The following is a 21,316-nucleotide window of genomic DNA, read 5'->3' as shown; positions in this document are numbered from 1 at the left end:
GTCTTACTTGACTCAACCAACTCGTCGTTTTGCTTTTTTGTAAGCAGTCCGCCGTGTCGGTGGATGCGCATTATAGGGAGATCCGAATTGAGATCAACTGTTTTTTGAAGTTTTTATGAAAAAAATGACTGTTCGCGCAAAATACGAACGAAACGGGTGAAAATAGCACTAAATTACTCGTATTATGGCTATTTAGGCAGTGTATTTTATAAATGAGCTTGTTTTTAAGTTGTAAAGAAGGTGATTTAACTATTAAGGAACGCGAATTGATCTTTATATGTGATCTTAATTGCTAGGTGCTAGGTGCTAGGTGATTCAAGATTGTATGGTAATGTTTGGGGTTGATAGAGCTGTTTTATTAGTAGTGAAGTTTAGTAGTGAATTTTAGAAAGTAAAAAGCCGAGCATAAGCTCGGCTTTTTGGTGTCTTTACGACTTACTCTGCAGACTGCGCGTCTTCTTGAACTTCTTCGTTTGTCGCTGGGCGACCAACTAGTTCAATATAAGCCATTGGTGCATTATCACCAGCACGGAAGCCACACTTAAGAATACGAGTGTAACCACCAGGACGGTCTGTATTACGTGGACCGATTTCGCTGAATAATTTACCAACTACTTCATTATCACGCGTGCGAGCAAACGCTAAACGGCGGTTTGCTACACTGTCAGTCTTAGCCAGTGTGATTAAAGGTTCAATTACACGGCGCAACTCTTTAGCTTTAGGCAAAGTTGTTTTGATGATTTCATGTTTCACCAAAGAACCAGCCATGTTGCTGAACATCGCTTTGCGATGGCTGCTGTTACGGTTTAATTGACGACCACTCTTACGATGGCGCATGACCCTATCCTTCTAACTAAACTAATATAGTGATTTAGATTATTCAGCTAGGCTTGCAGGCGGCCAATTTTCTAGGCGCATACCTAGAGAAAGACCACGTGAAGCTAGCACGTCTTTAATTTCAGTTAGAGACTTCTTACCTAAGTTAGGCGTTTTAAGAAGCTCAACTTCAGTGCGCTGAACTAAATCACCGATATATTGAATTTGCTCGGCTTTCAAACAGTTTGCTGAACGTACTGTTAGCTCAAGATCATCAACTGGACGAAGCAGAATAGGATCGAATTCTGGCTTCTCTTCTTTCTCTTCTGGCTCAGTTACATCACGTAAATCTACGAATGCATCTAATTGCTCAGCTAAGATAGTAGACGCACGGCGGATCGCTTCTTCAGGATCTAAAGTGCCGTTTGTTTCCATATCAATGATTAACTTGTCTAAGTCTGTACGTTGCTCAACACGGGCTGATTCAACCGAGTACGCAATACGTTCAACTGGGCTGAATGATGCATCAAGCAGCAGACGACCAATTGGACGCTCATCGTCATCAGAGGATAAACGACTAGATGCCGGCACATAACCGCGACCGCGCTCAACACGAATACGCATGCTGATCTCGCTGCTATCTGTCGTAAGGTGACAGATAACGTGATCTGGGTTGGCAATTGTTACATCACCATCGTGCTGAATATCAGCCGCAGTCACAGGGCCTACACCAGATTTAGTCAGGGTCAGAAAAACTTCATCTTTGCCTTCTAAAGTTACTGCTAGACCTTTAAGGTTTAACAGAATTTCAATGATGTCTTCTTGTACGCCCTCTTTCGCGCTGTACTCATGCAATACACCGTCGATTTCTACTTCAGTTACTGCACATCCAGGCATAGATGATAACAGTATACGGCGTAAGGCATTACCCAAAGTGTGACCAAAGCCACGCTCTAATGGTTCTAAAACTACTTTAGAACGCGTTGGGTTGATAGCGTCGATATCGACTAACCTTGGTTTTAGGAATTCGGTAACAGAACCCTGCATTTTATCCTCTCTTAACTCTTAACTTTACTTAGAGTAAAGTTCGACGATTAGTTGTTCGTTAATGTCCGCAGACAGATCTGAACGCTCAGGTAGGCGCTTGAAGCTACCTTCCATTTTCTTACCGTCAACTTCAACCCAAGTCGGCTTTTCACGTTGCTCAGCCAACTCTAGAGCAGCGATGATACGTGCTTGTGTTTTTGACTTCTCACGAATTACAACAGTATCTTCTGGAGTAATTACGTATGAAGGGATGTTCACTACACGACCATTAACTAAAATCGCTTTGTGGCTTACTAACTGACGTGCTTCAGCGCGTGTGCTAGCAAAACCCATGCGATATACAACATTGTCTAAACGTTGCTCTAAAAGCTGTAACAAGTTTTCACCTGTATTACCTTTAAGGCGAGCAGCTTCTTTGTAGTAGTTACGGAATTGCTTTTCTAATACACCGTAGATACGACGTACTTTTTGCTTTTCACGTAGCTGTAAACCGTAATCAGATAAGCGACCTTTACGAGCGCCGTGCTGACCAGGTGCAGTCTCAAGTTTACACTTAGAGTCGATAGCTCTTACGCCGCTCTTAAGGAACAGGTCAGTACCTTCACGACGACTCAGCTTGAGCTTAGGGCCCAAATATCTTGCCATGTTATTTCTCCTAACCTATTGTTAAACGCGACGTTTCTTCGGTGGACGACAACCATTATGAGGGATTGGCGTCACGTCAGTGATGTTGGTGATACGGTAACCAGCAGCATTCAAAGCACGTACAGCAGATTCACGACCTGGACCTGGACCTTTGATGAAAACTTCTAGATTTTTTAAACCGTATTCTTGAGCAGCAGTACCTGCACGCTCTGCAGCAACCTGAGCCGCGAATGGAGTAGATTTACGTGAACCACGGAAACCTGAACCACCTGCTGTTGCCCAAGATAGTGCATTACCTTGACGGTCGGTAATTGTTACAATAGTGTTGTTGAAAGAAGCATGAACGTGAGCCATACCATCAGCAACTTGCTTTTTAACCTTCTTACGACGAATTGGTGCTTTAGCCATAATCTACCCCACCTTATTTCTTGATAGGCTTGCGAGGACCCTTACGAGTACGCGCGTTAGTCTTAGTACGTTGACCACGTAGTGGTAACGAACGACGGTGACGTAGGCCACGGAAACAACCAAGGTCCATAAGGCGCTTGATATTTAATGTAACTTCACGACGAAGGTCACCTTCTACAGTGTACTTGCCAACTGCTTCACGCAATACGTCAAGTGTTTCGTCTGAAAGTTCACCGATTTTTGTGGTCTCGGCGATACCAGTCGCTGCTAAGATAGCCTTAGAGCGAGTCTTACCTATGCCATAAATAGCAGTTAAACCGATAACTGCGTGTTTATGATCAGGGACGTTAATGCCAGCGATACGGGCCACTAACACATCTCCTATATTTGAATTTGGTAATCATCTGTTTGAAAAGCCCGTAAGGATACTCAAACGAAGACCAAATCACAACTAAAAACACAGGCCGAGTAAATAACTCAGCCTGCACGACTGTTTAATTAGCCTTGCCTTTGCTTGTGCTTAGGCTCACTGCAAATTACGCGTACTACACCAGCACGTTTAATAACTTTACAGTTACGGCATATTTTCTTAACGGAAGCACGTACTTTCATTGCTCAACTCCGTAAAATGACCTTATCGACCGTAGCCTTTAAGGTTTGCTTTTTTCAGCACAGAATCATACTGATGTGACATCAGATGCGTCTGTACTTGTGCCATAAAGTCCATGATTACAACAACGATAATCAAAATTGATGTACCGCCGAAATAGAATGGCGTTTGCCATGCCATAGTCATGAATTCGGGCACCAGACAGATAAAGGTTATATACAAAGCACCTGCCAATGTCAGGCGTGTCATCACTTTATCAATGTATTTAGATGTCTGCTCACCTGGACGAATACCTGGGATAAATGCGCCAGATTTTTTCAGGTTATCTGCTGTTTCACGCGGGTTAAATACCAACGCGGTGTAGAAAAAGCAGAAGAAGATAATAGCCGCAGCTAAAACCATCGCATATAAAGGTTGACCTGGAGTCAACGTTGTAGCGATTGCTTGTAGCACATCAGCGACCGGACCTTCACCCTGGCCGAACCAGCTTGCAATTGTACCAGGGAACAGAATTATACTGCTAGCAAAGATTGGTGGAATAACACCCGCCATGTTTACTTTCAGTGGTAAGTGCGTGCTTTGAGCAGCAAATACCTGACGACCTTGTTGACGCTTTGCATAGTTAACAACGATACGACGTTGACCACGTTCAAAGAATACAACTAGGTAAGTAACAGCGAATACGATTACAGCAATCAATAACAGTACAAGTACATTCAGATCACCTTGGCGCGCCATTTCGGCTGTCGAACCAATAGCAGACGGCAGGTTAGCTACGATACCAACAAAAATCAGAACTGAGATACCGTTACCGATACCACGTTCTGTAATTTGTTCGCCCAACCACATTAGGAACATAGTACCAGTTACTAAACTCACTACAGCAGTGAAGTAGAAACCGATACCAGGGTTAACAACTAACCCGTCCATCATGCCCGGTAAGCTAGTAGCAATACCGATTGATTGGATTGTAGCAAGCACAAGCGTGCCGTAGCGTGTGTACTGGCTAATTTTCTTACGCCCTTGCTCACCTTCTTTCTTAAGCTCTATAAACGGCGGGTACATATGCGTTAATAGTTGCGTAATAATCGAAGCCGAGATGTACGGCATAATACCCAGTGCTAACACTGAAGCTCGCTCAAGCGCACCACCGCTGAACATGTTAAACATTTCAACAATGGTGCCCTTTTGTTGCTCGAAGAAATCGGCAAGTACAGCGGCGTCAATCCCAGGGATCGGCACGAATGAACCTAGACGGTAAATAATGATAGCACCTAATACAAATAGTAATCGACGCTTCAATTCCGAAAGCCCACTTTGTGCACTTTTCATATCTTGACCTGGTTTAGCCATTAGTACTTCCTTAGTCTTCTACCTTGCCTCCGGCAGCTTCGATAGCTTCGCGAGCACCTTTAGTCACTTTAAGACCTTTAACGGTAACTGCGCGTGAAACTTCGCCAGATTTAACTACTTTAACGAACTGGATGTTCTTTTTAACTAGACCAGCTGCTTGTAACGCGTTTACGTCTACTACATCGCCTTCAACTTTAGCGATTTCAAAAAGGTTAACTTCAGTAGATACTAATGATTTACGTGAAGTGAAACCAAATTTAGGTAGACGACGTTGCATAGGCATTTGACCGCCTTCGAAACCAACGCGTACTTTACCGCCAGAACGTGATTTTTGGCCTTTATGACCACGGCCACCAGTCTTACCAAGACCAGAACCAATACCACGACCTAGACGTTTCTTTTCAGTTTTTGCACCAGCAGCAGGTGAAAGTGTATTCAAATGCATCGAATTAACCCTCAACCTTTACCATGTAAGAAACTTGGTTAATCATACCACGCACACATGCTGTGTCTTCTAACTCAACAGTGTGATTGATACGACGTAGACCAAGACCGCGTAATGTAGCTTTATGCTTCGGTAAACGACCGATAGAGCTCTTTACTTGTGTTACTTTTACAGTTTTATTAGCCATGGTTTACCCCGTGATTTCGTCAACGCTAAGACCACGTTTAGCAGCGATTGACTCTGGAGAGTTCATGTTCTCTAGAGCAGCAATCGTTGCACGAACGATGTTGATCGGGTTAGTTGAACCGTATGCTTTTGACAATACGTTCTGTACACCAGTTACTTCTAGTACTGCACGCATCGCACCACCGGCGATGATACCTGTACCTTCAGAAGCAGGCTGCATGTATACTTTAGAACCCGCGTGGCGACCCTTGATTGGGTGCTGTAGCGTGTTACCGTTAAGGTCTACACTGATCATGTTGCGACGTGCTTTTTCCATTGCTTTTTGAATAGCAGCTGGAACTTCACGTGCTTTACCATAACCAAAACCTACTTTACCTGCGCCGTCACCAACTACTGTTAGTGCAGTGAAGCTAAAGATACGACCACCTTTAACCACTTTAGACACACGGTTTACCGCGATTAGCTTTTCAGCCAAATCAGGCTGTTGTTGCTTTGCTTCTACGTTAGCCATTGTCTACTCCTAGAATTGCAGACCGGCTTCACGCGCTGCATCAGCAAGCGCCTTCACACGGCCGTGATATTTAAAGCCACTGCGATCAAAAGCAATCTTTTCGATGCCTTTGTCAGCTGCACGTTCAGCAACCGCTTTACCAACTGCTTGAGCAGCTGCAACGTTACCTGTGCCTTTAACTGTTTCGCTAATTGCTTTTTCAACAGTAGAAGCAGCAGCCAGTACAGTACCCTCAGCAGTAACTACTTGAGCGTAAATGTGACGTGGCGTGCGGTGGATAACAAGACGCGTTGTGCCTTGTTCAATATAATTTCTACGAGTGCGCTTAGCACGACGTAGACGAGCTGTTTTTTTATCCATCGTCTTACCTTACTTCTTCTTAGCCTCTTTACGGCGTACATTCTCGTCCGCGTAACGAACACCTTTACCTTTATAAGGCTCAGGTTTACGGTATGCACGGATGTTAGCAGCTGTTTGACCAACTAACTGCTTGTCTACGCCCTTAACTAGAACTTCTGTTTGGCTTGGTGTTTCAATCGTAATACCTTCTGGTACTTCGAAATTCACTGGGTGTGAGAAACCAAGAGTTAAGTCTAATACTTTGCCCTTAGCTGCTGCACGGTAACCAACACCTACTAACTGAAGTTTCTTCTCGTAACCTTCATGCGTACCAACAACCATGTTGTTGATTAGAGCGCGAGCAGTACCTGCTTGTGCCCATGCATTAGCTACGCCTTCACGAGGTAAAGTTGTAATAACGTTGTCGTTAACTTGTACTTCAACAGCGTCGTTGATAGTACGAGTTAATTCACCGTTTTTGCCTTTAACTGTGATGTCCTGGCCTTTTAATGTAACTTCTACACCGGCAGGAACATTGATTGGTGCCTTTGCTATGCGAGACATAGTTCCCCTCCGATTAAGCTACAAAGCCAATGATCTCACCACCAACGCCGGCACTACGTGCTGCGCGGTCTGTCATTAGGCCTTTAGAAGTTGATACGATAGCGATACCAAGACCACCCATTACCTTTGGTAATTCGTCACGTTTCTTATAGATACGTAGACCAGGGCGGCTAACACGCTGGATATTTTCAATAACAGCTTTGCCTTCGAAATATTTTAAATCGATAGAAAGCTCAGGCTTCGCTTCACCGCTTACAGCGTAATCTGCGATATAACCTTCATCTTTTAATACTTTAGCTACTGCTACTTTCAGTTTTGAAGTTGGCATCGTTACTGATACTTTCTTCGCTGACTGACCGTTACGGATACGTGTAAACAAATCCGCAATAGGATCTTGCAAGCTCATAGTCTTACTCCCGTGATACTATTACCAGCTAGCCTTTTTAAGGCCAGGAATTTCACCGCGCATAGCTGCTTCGCGAACTTTGATACGGCTCATGCCGAATTTGCGAAGGTAACCATGTGGGCGGCCCGTAACGTTACAACGATTACGTTGACGTGAAGAGCTAGAATCACGTGGTAAAGCTTGTAGCTTTAATACCGCGTCCCAACGATCATCGTCAGATGTATTAACATCACTGATGATAGCTTTTAGTGCCGCACGCTTTTCAGCGAACTGAGCAACTAATTTCGCACGCTTTGCTTCGCGCGCTTTCATAGAATTCTTTGCCATAACCCTACCCTTATTTCTTGAATGGGAAGTTAAACGCTTCTAACAACGCACGGCCTTCATCATCTGTTTTCGCAGAAGTAGTGATTGTGATATCCATACCGCGAACACGGTCTACTTTATCATAATCGATTTCTGGGAAGATGATTTGCTCACGTACGCCCATGCTGTAGTTACCACGTCCATCAAAAGACTTAGCACTTACACCACGGAAGTCACGGATACGCGGGATAGCGATTGAAACCAAACGCTCAAAAAAGTCCCACATACGCTCGCCACGTAGGGTTACTTTACAACCAATTGGGTAACCTTCACGCACTTTGAAGCCAGCAACTGATTTGCGTGCTTTAGTGATTAGAGGTTTCTGACCAGAGATTGCTTCTAGATCCGCAACAGCGTTATCTAGGATCTTCTTGTCAGCTAGAGCTTCGCCCACACCCATGTTTAATGTGATCTTTTCGATCTGAGGGACTTGCATGACAGAGCTGAAACCAAACTTCTCTTGAAGCTCAGCAACTACTTTGTCTTTATATACTTCATGCAGTTTCGCCATCATTCTACTCCAACTATTAGATAGTTTTACCAGTAGATTTAAAGATACGTAATTTCTTACCATCTTCAATCTTGAAACCTACACGATCTGCTTTACCCGTTTCCGAGTTGTAGATCGCAACGTTTGATACGTCGATAGACGCTTCTTTCTCAACAATACCGCCAGCTTGGTTCAACTGAGGAACAGGCTTTTGGTGCTTCTTGATTAAGTTGATGCCTTCGACAAATACTCGACCAGATTCAGCAACAACTGAAAGCACTTTACCGCGCTTACCTTTGTCTTTGCCTGCTAGTACGATTACTTCGTCATCACGACGGATTTTTGCTGCCATGATAGACTCCTTATAGTACTTCTGGTGCTAGTGAAACGATTTTCATGAACTTTTCAGTACGAAGTTCACGAGTCACAGGGCCGAAGATACGAGTACCAATTGGCTGTAAGTTATCGTTTAAGATAACAGCCGCATTGCTATCGAAACGGATCAAAGAACCGTCCGGACGACGAACGCCTTTTTTAGTACGCACAACTACCGCGTTTTTAACATCACCTTTCTTCACTTTACCGCGAGGAATAGCTTCTTTTACAGAAACTTTGATGATATCGCCAACCGCTGCATAGCGACGGTGCGAACCGCCAAGGACTTTAATACACTGCACTTTGCGAGCGCCGCTGTTATCAGCAACGTCCAGCTGAGTTTGCATTTGGATCATGTTAATGACCTCCGGTGTAGAAATTACAACACGCCTTAATTTTGTTTAAAATCAAGACATTTCGGTTAAATTCCACTCAAAAAACAAGCAAGTTGTCTCTTAAGGGCGGGCAATTGTAGCAGCAATGGCAAGGAAGTGGTAGGTTATTTTTTAATTAATTTGGAATTAATCGTAATGCCTGCATTGAGGAATTACAGCAGCTTGCTGGTTTGTTATTGATTATAAAACAAACAGGGCGCAAATGCGCCCTGTTTTTGACTTTAATTAAATTTTTATTAATTACCAAATAGACCTTTTAATTTGTCTTTGATTTTATCTTTAGCTTTTTCTTTGACTTCTTCTTTAGCCGCATCACTGACATCTAAGCTATAACCAACATCATGGAATGGGCCTTTGATACGCAGTGGAATTTTAAAGCCTGTACTATCATCGGTCGTGCCTTGCCCTTCGATTGAATCAACAATCCCCGTTACCAAGCGATAGTCTACATTCGTCATAGGTAAATCAACTTTACCTGAGCCTGTAATGCGAATAAGCGGGCTAAGTAGTGACAAGTCTTTATTTTCACCAACACCGTTAGTGAATACAAAACTGCCCTGCAATGCTGAGAAGTCTGTTTGCTGTGAGTTATCAAAGCCAGTATCTAAACCTTCTGATACTGCGCTTAAGTTACCTTTGATAAGCTCTTTTGCTTTACGAACCATCTCTGCAATATTGGCACCTTTTACCGCACCATCAGCAAACTCAAAGCCTAACTTACCATTTAAAGCATTGATAAAGCTCTTTTGGCTTTGACCTGTGGTCGTTAGATCCCAGTTTAGAGAACCTTTACCCATTAACTTATCGAAACCAGCCGCATCAGTTAGTAATGGCTGTGCATCAATTTTATCTAAAGAAAAGTTAGTACTAATTTTATAAGGTGTTTGCTTGGCGTTAACGGTTATCACACCTTTACCATTGCCCTCATAAGCAACAAACTTATCTAGACTGATTTTAGCCACTGCATTTTTTAGGTTCACCGTTAACTGGTTTTCACCAAGGGTAATATCATTTGCTTGTAAGCCACTTGAACGCACGACTACATTTGCATCAAGTGCATTTAAGCCGCTCATATCAATTGCAGTATCATCCCAAACAATTGGTTGTGCTGGCGCATCTGCTGCAGGCTCTGCTTGTTCTTCTTTAGCTACGCCCTCTGGTAGGTAAGGGTTTAAATCAAGCATGCCTAAATCAATATCGGCATTCACAGCTAAGCGATCACCAAGCTTAATATCGCTTTTACCTTTAATTTGCAGCTCATCTAGTGTGGCAAGTAGCTCAGTAAGCTTAAACTGTTGTCCTTTTAGGTGCATTGAACCCTTTACATTAAAGGCATTAAACGCATTTTCTTTTGCATTAAGCTCAACACCTTGCCAGCTCGCAATGTTTTTAACAGAGTCACCACTGACAGAAAGAAGCCCTTGCACGTCATTACCCATTTCTGCAATTGCACCTTTAAAATTCAAATCGACTAAGCGTGAATCAACCTCAGTGCTTACATTAAAGGTTTCGCCTTCAATCGCTTTAACAGGTGTATCTAGCGTGACATCTAAATCAAAGCGCTCACCCATATAGGTAATACCGCCTTTTAATTCTAAGGTCTTGCGAAGAGAAGGTAGTAAGATGGCTAACTCTAAATCGCTTATCTGTTGCTTTGCTCCGGTTTTACCATCTAGATAAGTGAAAGTACCACCGTAGATTGCCACTTCACCAAGTTCGATATCAAAGTTATCTGGTAAGTTAACAGCGCCAGAACTCTTTTGCTGCTCTGTCTGTGGTTGCTCAGCAACCGCATCAAATAGTTGCCAGTTTGCTTTACCATTTTTATCGGTTTCTAACAAAATCGTTGGTTCGTTAATCACAAATTTATCAAGCTTAAACTCACCGCCAAATAACGACATCCACGGGATACGGATAGCAAGTTGCTGCATGCTTGCCATATCTTTTTGCGAGCCTGTTTGCATATTGGCAAAGTGCACATCATTCAATTCGAGTTTTAATGATGGAAATACCGACAGCTTTTTATCGCCATTAATAGTCAGACTACGACCTGTGGTTTGTTCTACTTGCTCCGATACTTTATTAAATATCGCGTCTGTAGGTATTAGGAATGGTGCAGCGACTACCAATGCAATCAGTAATACGAAGATGACACCAACGATTTTCAGTAAGGTTTTCATAATCATCCTTAAAAATGGGCAAACAATGTTCTTATCATAGCGGGAGTTAGGCGTAATTGCATTGCCGAACACACAAAAAGGTTTGTAAACAAGCTTAGGTACAAGAATATGAATCAGCGCTGAAACTTTTTGATACCTACAGGTTACAAAAAGTTCTTGACCAAATGATACCCTAGGGTTATATTGATACCTGTAGGTTACATTTGAGTTTAAAATAAAAGGAAACGATTATGTCTATGCAAGATATCAAAACGGAAGAAAAGTTTATGAGTCATAACGCATGGTTTTCTATATTCATGGGAGTCACGTTATTAATTATTAGTGTTTACCCAATGCTCAAGCAAACATCAGCACCGTTACTGTTTATTGGCGGTACCGCATTTTTAGGCTCTTTCTTTATGTTTGTGATTAGAGGGGGATTTACATGGAAACTTGGTTATCGCCTTACGTATAAGGATGAGTTTTTAAATACGATTGATACCATCGCTTATAAACATGTAGTGCTTGGATTGCTTTTTAGCATGGGGGCTATTTTTTTATTCTCTGATGAACTTGCTTTAAATGTATCTCATAGCATGATGGCCACATTTTACCTTGCTTTGATGTGTTTGATATATGGCGTATCAATTCTTTGGCAAAGTAGAGACTAGGTATAAAAGTGCAAAATAGTATCGCTAAATTCCGCAAAGAAAAGGGGTTATCGCAGCAAGAACTTGCTGATGCCATTGCAGTATCACGTAAAACCATTAGCACAGTTGAAACAGGCCGCTTTATACCCTCAGTGATTATCGCGTTAAAAATTGCTGCTCACTTTGAACTCAGTGTTGAGCAATTATTTACACTCGATGACAATGATTAATTAACCACGTTAGTCGCAATCTTACTTATAAATTATCAGTAAGATTGCATCATTTTATTACTTCGGTATGATGCACGACCCTGTTGTTTTTGCACCCTGTGTACTAAAATTAAACAACCCAATTTGGTCAAAACTGGAGTATCGATTAAGCATGAAGAAACTGCTTATTTCACCGTCAAAAATGGCGCTTGGCGAGCAAGAAAGTCAAATTTATCAAAATATCCTCAAGCAAGCCTCTGATATCAGCTTAAACCTTATGGCAGTTAAAGTAGAAAACCACCCTGAAGACTTTTTAGGTTGGTGCTATGAGCTATTAAGTGCAAGCCGTGATCGCATTAACTACGATCTGTTAGAAGATAAGCAATTACCCACTCTTAAAAAACTTCATGACTTATTAATTTCTGCAATCAGTTTTTTGCAGTTAAAAACACTAAGGGTTGCGCCATGGCCTGTTATTGCAGGCTTCATCGAGCAGCATAAAGAGCTTGTAGCCCTTGATGAGCAACTACGCTTAGCTAATTACATTGCTGCAATTAAATCGCAATCCCTAAAAGAGATGATCCCAGAAGACCGTTTAGCGTTTTCAGGTAAACACAGTGCCTCGCTTGATCCAAGTAGCTATAACTTCGACGTTGAATGGTTTGCTTCTACTAAGAACGCAAAAGGTTTCCACCAAATGTTGAGTGATTTACCAGGTGCATTCGATGAGGCGCTTGTACACATTCCACTTGATGGTGAAGTAACGCAAGAACATTATCAGCATTTTATGGTTGCTTACTTCATGGCATTTAATGGCAGCGATGAAAAGCCAACGCTTGCTCCTGCTACTCGCTTGCTTGCGATGCGCCGACCTGACGTGTTTACACCAATCGTAAATAGTAAACTTGATGCCCTTTGTGCGGCATTAGGCATTACTAAGCTTAATAACCGTGATTTTGAGCGCTACTGGCAAGATGTTGTTGAAGCCATTCATAGCATGCCTTGGTTCAAAATGGCCAGTGCAGCAAATGAGCTTGAACAATCTCTGGTTGAAATCAAAGCCCTATTGCCTTGCTTCTTTTATTATGCAGATAAAAGTACCGCAGATAACTCTAACTATATTAAGTTGTTAAACAAACCTAAGAGTACCACAAGCTCAGCAGGTAAAAAGACCGTACGCCGTGGCAAAGAATCAGCAGAGATACTGGTGGACCGAGCATTAGCAAGTGATGATATCCCTGAACATATCAAAGCTAAGCGCGATTCAATCATCAGTGAAGTTGAAAAAGGCCGCAGTGTTGAAGAAACCATTACTCTAATGCGTGCAATTTTCGGCTAAGTTACTCTCAAATAAGCAAAACCCGGTTGCTTCGCAATTGTGCAACCGGGTTATTTTTTGCACCACACATGTGCGCATGAACAATTCAAATAACCATCCTTTTCACAATTAAATAAGTTTAAAAGCCTGTTTTTAAAGACTTTAAGCATAAAATATCCCGCTCAAAATTAACTTGGCACAACCAGTGCAATATCGTATCCAGACAACACATAGAAAATGTCCTCAAATAATAACCAGACTGCAATCTGAAAATGGGACAAAATCAACATAACAACAGGATACAGAAACATGCTAAAACTAAAAAAAACGGTCGCAGCAAGCGCCCTTGCGCTATTAACCTTGAGCTCAACATATAGCTACGCAGAAGTCACAGCAAACGCTGCGGCAACTTCAAACTACTTATGGCGTGGTCAAGAGCAAGGCGGTGGTGATGCTGCAATCCAAGGTGGTATCGACTACGCAAGTGAATCTGGCTTTTATGCGGGTACTTGGGTATCGAATGCTAGCTGGGCTGACGACATGACTTACGAGCTAGACCTTTATGCTGGTTTTGGCGGTGAAATCAATGAAACCTTTAGCTACGATGTTGGCTACATTTATTATGCATACCCAGATGCAGCGTCTTATACAGATGCAGACTTCTCAGAAATCTACGGTAGCATTAGCATGGGTAGCTTCACCTTTGGTGCAGCAGTCCTAGCAACATCAGCAGCAAGCGGTGACGGTACAGATTTTGGTGACTCTCTATATTTAAATGCTGACTATAGCTTCCCAGTTGGCAGTACCGGTGCAGAAATGGCCCTTCACTTAGGTCATTACTCAGGGGATTTCATTGGTGATGATGACATCATCGACTACGGTGTTTCAGTGTCGAAAGACGGCTTTACTTTCGGTCTTTCAGACAACGACATTGATGGTTCAGATGTAAAAGTGTACGTCGCTTACGCGGTTGACTTCACTTTATAAAGAATGTGTTACTTGCTGCAACACGAAGGGCCGTTAAGGCCCTTTTCTCGTTTTGGGCTATGTATTAAGGCACACTATGACCGGTTGAGCCTTGCCAAATACGATACCATTGTTCACGGTTCATAGTAAGCTGCTTAGCTTCAACAGCTGATTTAACACGCTCAATATTACCCGTACCAAGTACCACAGACGGTGCACTTGGGTGCATTAACAGCCAAGCATAAACAACTTGATCAATGGCTGTGGCGCCAATTTCAGCACCAACCTGCTCCAACACTGTACGTAAACGCACCGCTTTTTCATCATCACTTGAGAATATACGACCCCCAGCTAATGGTGACCAAAGCATAGGTTTGATATCGAGCAATTGGCATTGGTCTAAGCTGCCATCATCAAGGGCTTTCATCTCGTAAGGTGAAAACTCAATTTGATTAGTTACAAGCTCAAAGTCTAAACGCGACTGCAACAAGCTAAGTTGCGATGGGGTGAAATTAGATACACCAAAATCAATCACGTCACCATTTGCTTTTAGGGTATTAAATGCTTGTGCCATTTCATCGGCGTTCATCAAGTAATCAGGGCGATGGATAAGTAATACATCTAAACGATCGGTGTTAAAGTTTTTAAGTGACTGCTGTGCTGAGGCAATTATATGCGCGGCACTTGAATCATAATGATTTGCTTTGCCTTGTAACCCTAGGCTTGCAAACGCAGGCTTAATACCGCATTTAGTGATTATTTTGATTTCATCACGAATACTTGGTTTTAGTTTAAGCGCTTTACCAAATTCGGCTTCACAACCGTACTCACCGTAGATGTCAGCGTGATCGGTATGTGACACACCCATTTCAATTGCATTTTCTAAAAAACTTAAGCATTGCTGTGGCGTTACCTGCCAATCTAACAAGCGCCAGAATCCTAATACCAACTCATCAATACAACGACCTTTGCTATTCACCATAACGACCTACTATTCCTAATAAATTCGACTCAAATTAATCCTTAAACCATATCACAGATTTACTAATCACAGCTGTTAACATACAGTTACAAAACAAATTGCTAATTTGTTACTAAACAGGATATTTTAGTACCTAAAAACAAATGTTATAAAACAAGGAATAAAAAATGAAATCATCAAATGTCATGACCGCATTGGTTGATATTTTTATCAGCCCGAGCAAAGCCTTTAATGGCTTAAAAGAAGCAAAAGGTTGGTCTTTTGTTGCCTTTATTTTACTTGCCGGCATCCTCGCTGCCAGCATGTTTGCTTTTTACAATAAAGCTGACCCGCAGTTTTTAATCGATCAACAAGTGGCAGCGGCCAGTGTTGATGCCACCATTGCAGAACAAAAAATGATTCGCCAAAGCATGGAGCAAACCATAGATATGCAAGTATGGTTTGCTATATTTGGTGGCATCATTGGTTTGGCTGTTATTAATGCTCTAATGGCAGGCTACTACCTATTTGTATCTAAGCAAGATCCAGAAGCTAACTACGGTTATGGTGCGTGGTATGGCTTTGGTGTGTGGACCATGATGCCAATGATTATCTCAAGTCTTGGTTTACTCATCTTAGTATTAACTGCGAGTACCGACCAAATCTCACAGACGTTATTTAACTATGCTTCGATTAACCAACTTTTAATTGGTTTAGAAATTGGCCACCCATTTTACACCTTACTTGAAAGTCTCAATATCTTTTCTATTTGGGGTATTTTCATCGCAGCTATCGGTTTAAAGAGCTGGACTAATTTCACTTTCAATAAAGCGCTACTGTTTGCAGCTCTACCAAGTATTGTTATTTACGGTATTTGGACTGTAATCGCTCTCGTTTAATTCTGCTTTGAGCGGCAATATGCCGCTCTTAACTACCAAGGAAGTAACATGAAAAAAGCCATTATTATTGGCCTCGCTGTTACGGCATTTGTCGCTTTACTGATTTCAAAACAAGTCACAGGCAATAAAGATGCACCAGAAATGCATATTGCAGAAGTTGAACAAGGCAATATTGCCGATTCAATTTTAGCCTCTGGCAACCTAGTCTTTAACACCCAAGTGCAACTGCGCTCAGAAGTGACAGGCCGTGTAGCGAAAGTGTTTGTAGAGGAAGGTGAAAGTGTCACTGAGGGCGATATTTTAATGCGCCTAGATACGACTGCGTTTGAATCTGAAGTTGCACGCAACAAGGCCGTGCTTCGCGCAACCGAAATCGATATTAAACATAGCGAAACCCGATTAAAAAATATTGAGCGCCAATTAAGCCGCCAAAAAGAGCTTTATGAAGTTGGCCTTGCTGGCCAAGAAGTGTATGAAAACCTACAAAATGCCCGCGATCTAGCAAAAATAGATATTGAAGCAAAACGTGAAGCTTACAACCAAGCCCAAGCATCGTTATTGATTGCTGAAGACCGTTTAAATAAAAGCGTGTTTCGCGCTCCAATGAGTGGCCTACTTGCTTCGGTCAATATTAAAGAAGGTGAAACTGTTATTGCCGGAACAACTAACATTATTGGCTCAGACCTGATGTTAGTAGCAGACCCCAGCGCAATATTAGCCGAGCTTCGAGTGGATGAGACCGATATTGCCGGTATCAAATTAGACCAACATGCAGATATCTATGCCGCCGCTTACCCAAATCAACCTTTCACTGGCAAAGTAATAAACATTGGCACATCAGCAAAAAATCAAGCCGGTTCTCAGGGCTTATCATTTAAAGTCAAAGTACTGCTTGATGCCACTGACCGCCAGCTTTATGCCGGAATGAGCTGCCGCGCAGAAATCGCCACAAGCATTGCCGAAAATGGCTTAAAACTGCCTATTGAAGCTATTCAAAAAGAGGATGATAGCTACTTTGTCTGGAAGCTTAATGCAGATAATACAGTAACTAAAACAGCGGTAACGGTAGGTATTTCTTCAGATATCGAACAAGCACTAACCAGCGGTGTTGTTAAAGGAGATCGTATTGTTATCGGCCCTGCTAGACCACTTAGCTCACTAAAAGAGGGTGATACGGTAGCCGTTAAAAACAGCCCTGAAAAAGGTGCTAACTAATGTCTGCGGTGATCAAACTCAGTAATATCAATAAACAATACAAAATGGGCGAACAAGTTTTCAAAGCCCTTGATGATATTAATATTGAAATTGCACAAAATGAGTATGTTGCCATCATTGGCCCTTCTGGCTCAGGTAAATCAACCCTGATGAACTTGCTTGGCTGCTTAGATACTCCCACCAGTGGTGACTACTATTTAAAAGATAAGCTAGTAAAGCGCATGACCGAAACGGAGCTTGCTCATCAGCGTAATGAAAGTGTTGGCTTTATTTTTCAAAGTTTCAATTTATTACCACGAGCATCCGCTCTTGAAAATGTTATGCAGCCTTTGGTGTATCGATTTATTTCTGCCAAAGAGCGAAAGCAACAAGCGCTCGAATCATTACAACGGGTTGGTCTTGGCGATAAGGTAAACCACCTTTCAAGCCAGCTTTCTGGTGGCCAACGGCAACGTGTCGCTATAGCTCGCGCACTCGTTACTAAGCCCCACATTCTACTTGGTGATGAGCCTACCGGTAACCTAGATAGTAAAACCACCACTGAGATCATGGCGTTGTTTGATGAGCTTCATAACGAAGGGCACACCATCATTTTGGTTACTCATGAACAAGATATTGCTGATCACTGCCAACGTGTTATTCGCTTAGTTGATGGCAAGGTTGTTAGTGATACCCGTAAAGGCGAAGGAACAAGACAACATGTTTAAATCTGCTATCGCTGTAATGGAAGGTACAAAAGCCGCACTGATGGCAATTAAAGCCAATGCGATGCGCAGTGCCCTTACCTGCTTAGGCATTATTATTGGTGTTGCAGCGGTTGTTACCGTGGTGGCAGTGATGCAAGGGTTTACCAAGCAAATTAATGATCAGCTTGCTGATATGTCTCCCGATGTCACCAATATAAAACCTTACACTAGCGTAGAAAAAGAAATGGTAGGTCAACAAGCAAAGTTAACCTACAGCGACTTTTTAACTCTAAAAGCACGCGTAAAAGAAGCCGAAACCTTTACTGCGCTAATGTTTACTTGGCGCTTTTCTGGTGCAGCAGAGTATGGCAATAAAAGTCATGCTTCACGGGTAATGGGCACCGAGCAAGACTACCAAAAAGCTTATCGCACCTACCCAGAACTCGGGCGGTTTATTCACGCAGAAGATGATGAAAAACGTCGTCGAGTAGCGTTTATTGGACCTTCAATTATCGAAAAGCTTAACCTACCTGAAAACCCTGTAGGTGAATATATCAAACTCGGTGGTGAGTGGTTTCGCATTATTGGCGTTGCTGAAAAACAAGGTAGCTTATTGGGATTTGACCAAGACGATTACATTAATATTCCGATAAGTACCATGAGTGCGTTAGAGGGCGGCAGTGTTGATACTAATGTGCAAATGATGTTTCGTTTAAAAGACGATGCTAACGAAGTGCAAGTACTGGCTAAAATTCGCCGCATCTTACGCCAATTACATAAACTAAAAGACGGCGAAGATGACGACTTTGAGTTTGAAACCGCCGAAAAAGCCCGTGCTAATATCGATAAGTTTACTGGTAGTGCTACCGCAATTACCGCGGGGATAGTGGGTATCAGCCTGGTAGTTGGTGGTATCGGAGTGATGAATATCATGCTGGTTTCGGTAACAGAGCGTACGCGTGTGATCGGCACCTTGAAAGCATTAGGGGCAACACCTGGCTTTATTATGCTGCAATTTTTAGTTGAAGCGGTGGTGCTATCACTTTTTGGAGGCTTAATTGGTTTAGCGATAGGGTATGGTGCTGCGGCACTAATATCAGTGTTAGTGCCGAGCATGCCAGATGCCTACATACCGGGTTGGGCGATTATGCTGTCATTTGGCTTTACTTCATTGATTGGTATTGTGTTTGGCTTAGCGCCCGCTATTAAAGCGGCACGCTTAAACCCAATTGATGCACTGCGTTATGAATAACTAGTCTGGCTTATAAGGTACTTGAGCGCAGCTTATTTCAACTGTTTTCGGGTACCAAATAGGCCCAACTTGGTTTACTGCAGCTTCAGCTAGACCATTGGTGAACGACTTATAAGTGTGAACAGTTTGCCATTCGGAATCAGGGCACTCCTCAGATAGGTCGACAGGCTTTGAACCTTCGTAAAGCGCTGCGGCAAAGTTATGATGCCATTGCTCTGTTGCAGGCGCTTTATTGGCTTGTGCAGCACTGCCATTATCAAAGTAGATATTTGTGCAACCACTTAAGGTTGCTACTAACACTGTTGTTACTAGTAGGCTTTTCATAGTTGTTGCTCCTGTGCTTGTTGCTCACACCATACTTTTACTGTGTGAGGAGCATAAATTCCGAGTGTAACGAGTCCTAATGCGCCATCAGCGAATGTTTGTTGCGATTGCATTTGGGCAACTTTTTTATCTTGGCAAATAGCCTTTACATCAACGCGTTCTTCACCAACGAGGCCCCACAAAAAGAATGGGCGGCTATCTTGGTAATCAGCTTTAGTGGCTAATTTATTGGTTGTTTTTTCTGGCACTATGGTGACTGATGAACACGCTGTCACCGATAAGGCAAGCAGCATACAGGCCATTTGTTTCATGAGTAGTTCCTTTGTCTGAGTTGTTAAGCTCAGTAAGTATAAGAATATGAGTACTCATTTTGGGTAAGAAAGCGTATAGAAATTGTAGGAAATACTACAGTTTCTAACATTTAGCCTTTGAACTAAACTGGGGCTATCGACGACTAACTCTTGAGAAAAGTAACTAAAGGTCATTATGACGGCATATCTGCGTATATTTTTATTACTTGTGTGTTTGAGTGTGCTGTCTTGGTATAGCTTTTCAAGCGATCCTAGCTCTGATGAGCAACAAGGTATAACCAAAACCGCTGTGAACCTTGCAAATTGCCAACAGCAATTAGCGCAAAGCCGCATGCAAACTTATGCTGAACATTATATTTTGCCCTATCAGTTCAAGTTATTGAGTTGGAATATCTACAAAGCACAAATAGATGGCTTACTCACAGATTTGCAAAAGCTAAATGCCGATGCTGATATTGTGTTACTACAAGAAGCTATCGAAGAACCTGCACTTACAAAGCTCAAACCCTATTGGCGCTTTGCTAAAGGGTATAAGAGTGGCGGCGTGCAATCAGGGGTTATGACACTCAGCCGCTGGCCAGCTACTGTGCATTGTACACTCACCCATAAAGAGCCTTGGCTACGTAGCCCAAAAGCCACCAATATTGTGGAGTATGCGCTGCCAGATCAACAGTTATTACTGAGTATTAACCTTCATGCCATTAACTTTACGATTGGCGTAAGTGACTTTAAGCAACAGCTCGACGATGCAGCCGCTATTATGCGAACGCATAAGGGCCCAATCGTATTTGCCGGTGATCTCAATACCTGGAGTGATGAGCGTCAAGCCTTATTACAGCAAACATTAACCCAACTAGGTTTGCACGAAGCTATCTATTTAGATGATAAGCGCACCAAAGCATTTGGATTAGCACTTGACCAAGTGTGGGTGCGTGGTGTCAAAATAGAAACAACCGTTGTGCCTGAGCTTGCAAGCTCAGATCATAACCCAATTATTGCAACCCTGACGATAGAGCATCAAACGCTATGAGATTATGTATGAGAGGATATTGGTTTATCGCGTTAATATTATTGAGCATTAGCCAATTCAGTGATGCAGCCACCCCCGAACAAGAGATAAATCACCTCATTGATTTTGTTGCTAAAAGCGATGCCGTATTTATTCGCAACGGCACAGAGCACTCAAGCCAAGATGCTGCCGAACACCTTGCTATGAAGTATCGAAAAGCGACCCGCTATGCAAAAACTGCAGAAAAATTTATCGAAAACCTAGCGAGTAAAAGCTCATGGAGCGGTAAGCCCTATAAAGTAAGACTCAGCAATGGGTCGTTACTCAATGCAAAAGATTGGTTGAGCAATGAATTAAAAGAGTACCGCCGAAACCAACATATTCATAATTAAAATCATCAA

Annotated in this window: 31 protein-coding genes; 10 read left to right on the top strand and 21 right to left on the bottom strand. The window is 42.5% G+C overall.

From position 1 onward, the window contains the following. Window positions 1-435 precede the first annotated feature (435 nt). From rplQ to WA256_RS10035, 18 genes are all read right to left on the bottom strand, one after another. Window positions 436-837, bottom strand: coding sequence for a 50S ribosomal protein L17 (gene rplQ, locus WA256_RS10120; protein WP_004589197.1), 402 nt, complete (start codon window positions 835-837; stop codon window positions 436-438). 39 nt (window positions 838-876) lie between these two features. Beyond that, window positions 877-1,863 (bottom strand): DNA-directed RNA polymerase subunit alpha, encoded by a 987-nt coding sequence (locus WA256_RS10115; protein WP_004589198.1) that lies wholly within the window; start codon window positions 1,861-1,863, stop codon window positions 877-879. A gap of 24 nt (window positions 1,864-1,887) precedes the next feature. After that, window positions 1,888-2,508, bottom strand: a complete 621-nt coding sequence (gene rpsD / locus WA256_RS10110; protein ID WP_036974007.1) for a 30S ribosomal protein S4 — start codon at window positions 2,506-2,508, stop codon at window positions 1,888-1,890. Between the two features lie 21 nt (window positions 2,509-2,529). Continuing rightward, entirely contained in the window at window positions 2,530-2,916 is a 387-nt protein-coding gene (gene rpsK, locus WA256_RS10105) for a 30S ribosomal protein S11 (RefSeq protein WP_036974009.1), read from the bottom strand. A 13-nt stretch (window positions 2,917-2,929) separates the two neighbouring features. Next, window positions 2,930-3,286, bottom strand: coding sequence for a 30S ribosomal protein S13 (gene rpsM / locus WA256_RS10100; RefSeq protein ID WP_036974011.1), 357 nt, complete (start codon window positions 3,284-3,286; stop codon window positions 2,930-2,932). Between the two features lie 128 nt (window positions 3,287-3,414). Next, a complete protein-coding gene (rpmJ, locus tag WA256_RS10095; RefSeq protein WP_002959476.1) occupies window positions 3,415-3,528 on the bottom strand; it encodes a 50S ribosomal protein L36 in 114 nt (37 codons plus the stop codon). 22 nt (window positions 3,529-3,550) lie between these two features. After that, window positions 3,551-4,879: a preprotein translocase subunit SecY gene (secY, locus tag WA256_RS10090; protein ID WP_036974013.1), complete on the bottom strand. Its 1,329-nt coding sequence runs from the start codon at window positions 4,877-4,879 to the stop codon at window positions 3,551-3,553. A 10-nt stretch (window positions 4,880-4,889) separates the two neighbouring features. After that, the gene (gene rplO, locus WA256_RS10085; protein ID WP_054554386.1) at window positions 4,890-5,324 is read right to left on the bottom strand and encodes a 50S ribosomal protein L15; all 435 of its coding nucleotides are present in this window, start codon (window positions 5,322-5,324) and stop codon (window positions 4,890-4,892) included. Window positions 5,325-5,328: 4 nt separating this feature from the next. Further along, window positions 5,329-5,511, bottom strand: coding sequence for a 50S ribosomal protein L30 (rpmD, locus tag WA256_RS10080; RefSeq protein ID WP_016710201.1), 183 nt, complete (start codon window positions 5,509-5,511; stop codon window positions 5,329-5,331). A 3-nt stretch (window positions 5,512-5,514) separates the two neighbouring features. Next, a complete protein-coding gene (gene rpsE / locus WA256_RS10075; protein WP_036974018.1) occupies window positions 5,515-6,021 on the bottom strand; it encodes a 30S ribosomal protein S5 in 507 nt (168 codons plus the stop codon). A 9-nt stretch (window positions 6,022-6,030) separates the two neighbouring features. Continuing rightward, window positions 6,031-6,381, bottom strand: a complete 351-nt coding sequence (gene rplR, locus WA256_RS10070; protein WP_036974021.1) for a 50S ribosomal protein L18 — start codon at window positions 6,379-6,381, stop codon at window positions 6,031-6,033. 9 nt (window positions 6,382-6,390) lie between these two features. Then, window positions 6,391-6,924, bottom strand: coding sequence for a 50S ribosomal protein L6 (rplF, locus tag WA256_RS10065; protein ID WP_054554387.1), 534 nt, complete (start codon window positions 6,922-6,924; stop codon window positions 6,391-6,393). A 13-nt stretch (window positions 6,925-6,937) separates the two neighbouring features. Beyond that, complete coding sequence (gene rpsH, locus WA256_RS10060) at window positions 6,938-7,330, bottom strand: 30S ribosomal protein S8 (RefSeq protein WP_054554388.1); 393 nt, start codon at window positions 7,328-7,330, stop codon at window positions 6,938-6,940. A 21-nt stretch (window positions 7,331-7,351) separates the two neighbouring features. Then, window positions 7,352-7,657, bottom strand: a complete 306-nt coding sequence (gene rpsN, locus WA256_RS10055) for a 30S ribosomal protein S14 (protein ID WP_054554389.1) — start codon at window positions 7,655-7,657, stop codon at window positions 7,352-7,354. 10 nt (window positions 7,658-7,667) lie between these two features. Beyond that, window positions 7,668-8,207, bottom strand: a complete 540-nt coding sequence (gene rplE / locus WA256_RS10050; protein ID WP_054554390.1) for a 50S ribosomal protein L5 — start codon at window positions 8,205-8,207, stop codon at window positions 7,668-7,670. Between the two features lie 16 nt (window positions 8,208-8,223). Next, window positions 8,224-8,538 (bottom strand): 50S ribosomal protein L24, encoded by a 315-nt coding sequence (rplX, locus tag WA256_RS10045; protein WP_054554391.1) that lies wholly within the window; start codon window positions 8,536-8,538, stop codon window positions 8,224-8,226. A gap of 10 nt (window positions 8,539-8,548) precedes the next feature. Beyond that, window positions 8,549-8,917 (bottom strand): 50S ribosomal protein L14, encoded by a 369-nt coding sequence (gene rplN, locus WA256_RS10040; protein ID WP_010378257.1) that lies wholly within the window; start codon window positions 8,915-8,917, stop codon window positions 8,549-8,551. 275 nt (window positions 8,918-9,192) lie between these two features. After that, complete coding sequence (locus tag WA256_RS10035; protein WP_062564823.1) at window positions 9,193-11,136, bottom strand: AsmA family protein; 1,944 nt, start codon at window positions 11,134-11,136, stop codon at window positions 9,193-9,195. 230 nt (window positions 11,137-11,366) lie between these two features. On the opposite strand from WA256_RS10035, the gene WA256_RS10030 reads away from it, so the two are divergent. The 4 genes from WA256_RS10030 (at window position 11,367) to WA256_RS10015 (ending at window position 14,279) form a co-directional block, all read left to right on the top strand. Further along, window positions 11,367-11,786: a hypothetical protein gene (locus tag WA256_RS10030; protein WP_304636959.1), complete on the top strand. Its 420-nt coding sequence runs from the start codon at window positions 11,367-11,369 to the stop codon at window positions 11,784-11,786. An 8-nt stretch (window positions 11,787-11,794) separates the two neighbouring features. Beyond that, the gene (locus WA256_RS10025) at window positions 11,795-11,995 is read left to right on the top strand and encodes a helix-turn-helix transcriptional regulator (RefSeq protein ID WP_058586184.1); all 201 of its coding nucleotides are present in this window, start codon (window positions 11,795-11,797) and stop codon (window positions 11,993-11,995) included. A 151-nt stretch (window positions 11,996-12,146) separates the two neighbouring features. Further along, complete coding sequence (locus WA256_RS10020; protein WP_335990942.1) at window positions 12,147-13,313, top strand: hypothetical protein; 1,167 nt, start codon at window positions 12,147-12,149, stop codon at window positions 13,311-13,313. Window positions 13,314-13,601: 288 nt separating this feature from the next. Continuing rightward, window positions 13,602-14,279 carry a TorF family putative porin gene (locus WA256_RS10015; protein ID WP_054554395.1) on the top strand — a complete coding sequence of 226 codons (678 nt, stop codon included), beginning with the start codon at window positions 13,602-13,604 and terminating at the stop codon, window positions 14,277-14,279. Between the two features lie 64 nt (window positions 14,280-14,343). Here WA256_RS10015 and WA256_RS10010 read toward each other — a convergent pair whose 3' ends face one another. Beyond that, complete coding sequence (locus tag WA256_RS10010; RefSeq protein WP_208855481.1) at window positions 14,344-15,240, bottom strand: aldo/keto reductase; 897 nt, start codon at window positions 15,238-15,240, stop codon at window positions 14,344-14,346. A 167-nt stretch (window positions 15,241-15,407) separates the two neighbouring features. On the opposite strand from WA256_RS10010, the gene WA256_RS10005 reads away from it, so the two are divergent. Genes WA256_RS10005 through WA256_RS09990 form a run of 4 tightly spaced genes read left to right on the top strand, consistent with a single transcriptional unit; the run spans window position 15,408 to window position 19,271 of the window. Beyond that, complete coding sequence (locus WA256_RS10005; protein WP_058586182.1) at window positions 15,408-16,118, top strand: YIP1 family protein; 711 nt, start codon at window positions 15,408-15,410, stop codon at window positions 16,116-16,118. 48 nt (window positions 16,119-16,166) lie between these two features. Then, a complete protein-coding gene (locus WA256_RS10000) occupies window positions 16,167-17,333 on the top strand; it encodes an efflux RND transporter periplasmic adaptor subunit (protein WP_251604009.1) in 1,167 nt (388 codons plus the stop codon). Continuing rightward, window positions 17,333-18,040 (top strand): ABC transporter ATP-binding protein, encoded by a 708-nt coding sequence (locus WA256_RS09995; protein WP_054562823.1) that lies wholly within the window; start codon window positions 17,333-17,335, stop codon window positions 18,038-18,040. Before WA256_RS10000 ends, WA256_RS09995 begins: the two co-directional genes overlap by 1 nt. Then, window positions 18,033-19,271 (top strand): ABC transporter permease, encoded by a 1,239-nt coding sequence (locus WA256_RS09990; RefSeq protein WP_335990934.1) that lies wholly within the window; start codon window positions 18,033-18,035, stop codon window positions 19,269-19,271. Before WA256_RS09995 ends, WA256_RS09990 begins: the two co-directional genes overlap by 8 nt. Here WA256_RS09990 and WA256_RS09985 read toward each other — a convergent pair whose 3' ends face one another. Both WA256_RS09985 and WA256_RS09980 read right to left on the bottom strand, forming a co-directional pair. Further along, on the bottom strand, window positions 19,272-19,595 hold the full coding sequence (locus tag WA256_RS09985; protein ID WP_063530016.1) for a Bor/Iss family lipoprotein: 324 nt from the start codon (window positions 19,593-19,595) through the stop codon (window positions 19,272-19,274). Continuing rightward, window positions 19,592-19,906 (bottom strand): Bor family protein, encoded by a 315-nt coding sequence (locus WA256_RS09980; RefSeq protein WP_054554401.1) that lies wholly within the window; start codon window positions 19,904-19,906, stop codon window positions 19,592-19,594. The genes WA256_RS09985 and WA256_RS09980 overlap by 4 nt, the downstream gene beginning before the upstream one ends. Before the next feature lie 175 nt (window positions 19,907-20,081). On the opposite strand from WA256_RS09980, the gene WA256_RS09975 reads away from it, so the two are divergent. Both WA256_RS09975 and WA256_RS09970 read left to right on the top strand, forming a co-directional pair. Beyond that, on the top strand, window positions 20,082-20,936 hold the full coding sequence (locus WA256_RS09975) for an endonuclease/exonuclease/phosphatase family protein (protein ID WP_063530015.1): 855 nt from the start codon (window positions 20,082-20,084) through the stop codon (window positions 20,934-20,936). Window positions 20,937-20,944: 8 nt separating this feature from the next. Continuing rightward, window positions 20,945-21,307, top strand: a complete 363-nt coding sequence (locus tag WA256_RS09970) for a DUF5329 domain-containing protein (protein ID WP_240701518.1) — start codon at window positions 20,945-20,947, stop codon at window positions 21,305-21,307. Window positions 21,308-21,316 lie beyond the last annotated feature (9 nt).

The sequence above is a fragment of the Pseudoalteromonas sp. CH_XMU1449-3 genome, from assembly GCF_037027245.1.
Lineage (GTDB): Bacteria > Pseudomonadota > Gammaproteobacteria > Enterobacterales > Alteromonadaceae > Pseudoalteromonas > Pseudoalteromonas shioyasakiensis.
The sequence above is the reverse complement of the archived record's forward strand: the minus strand, read 5'-3'. Positions and strand labels throughout refer to the sequence as shown.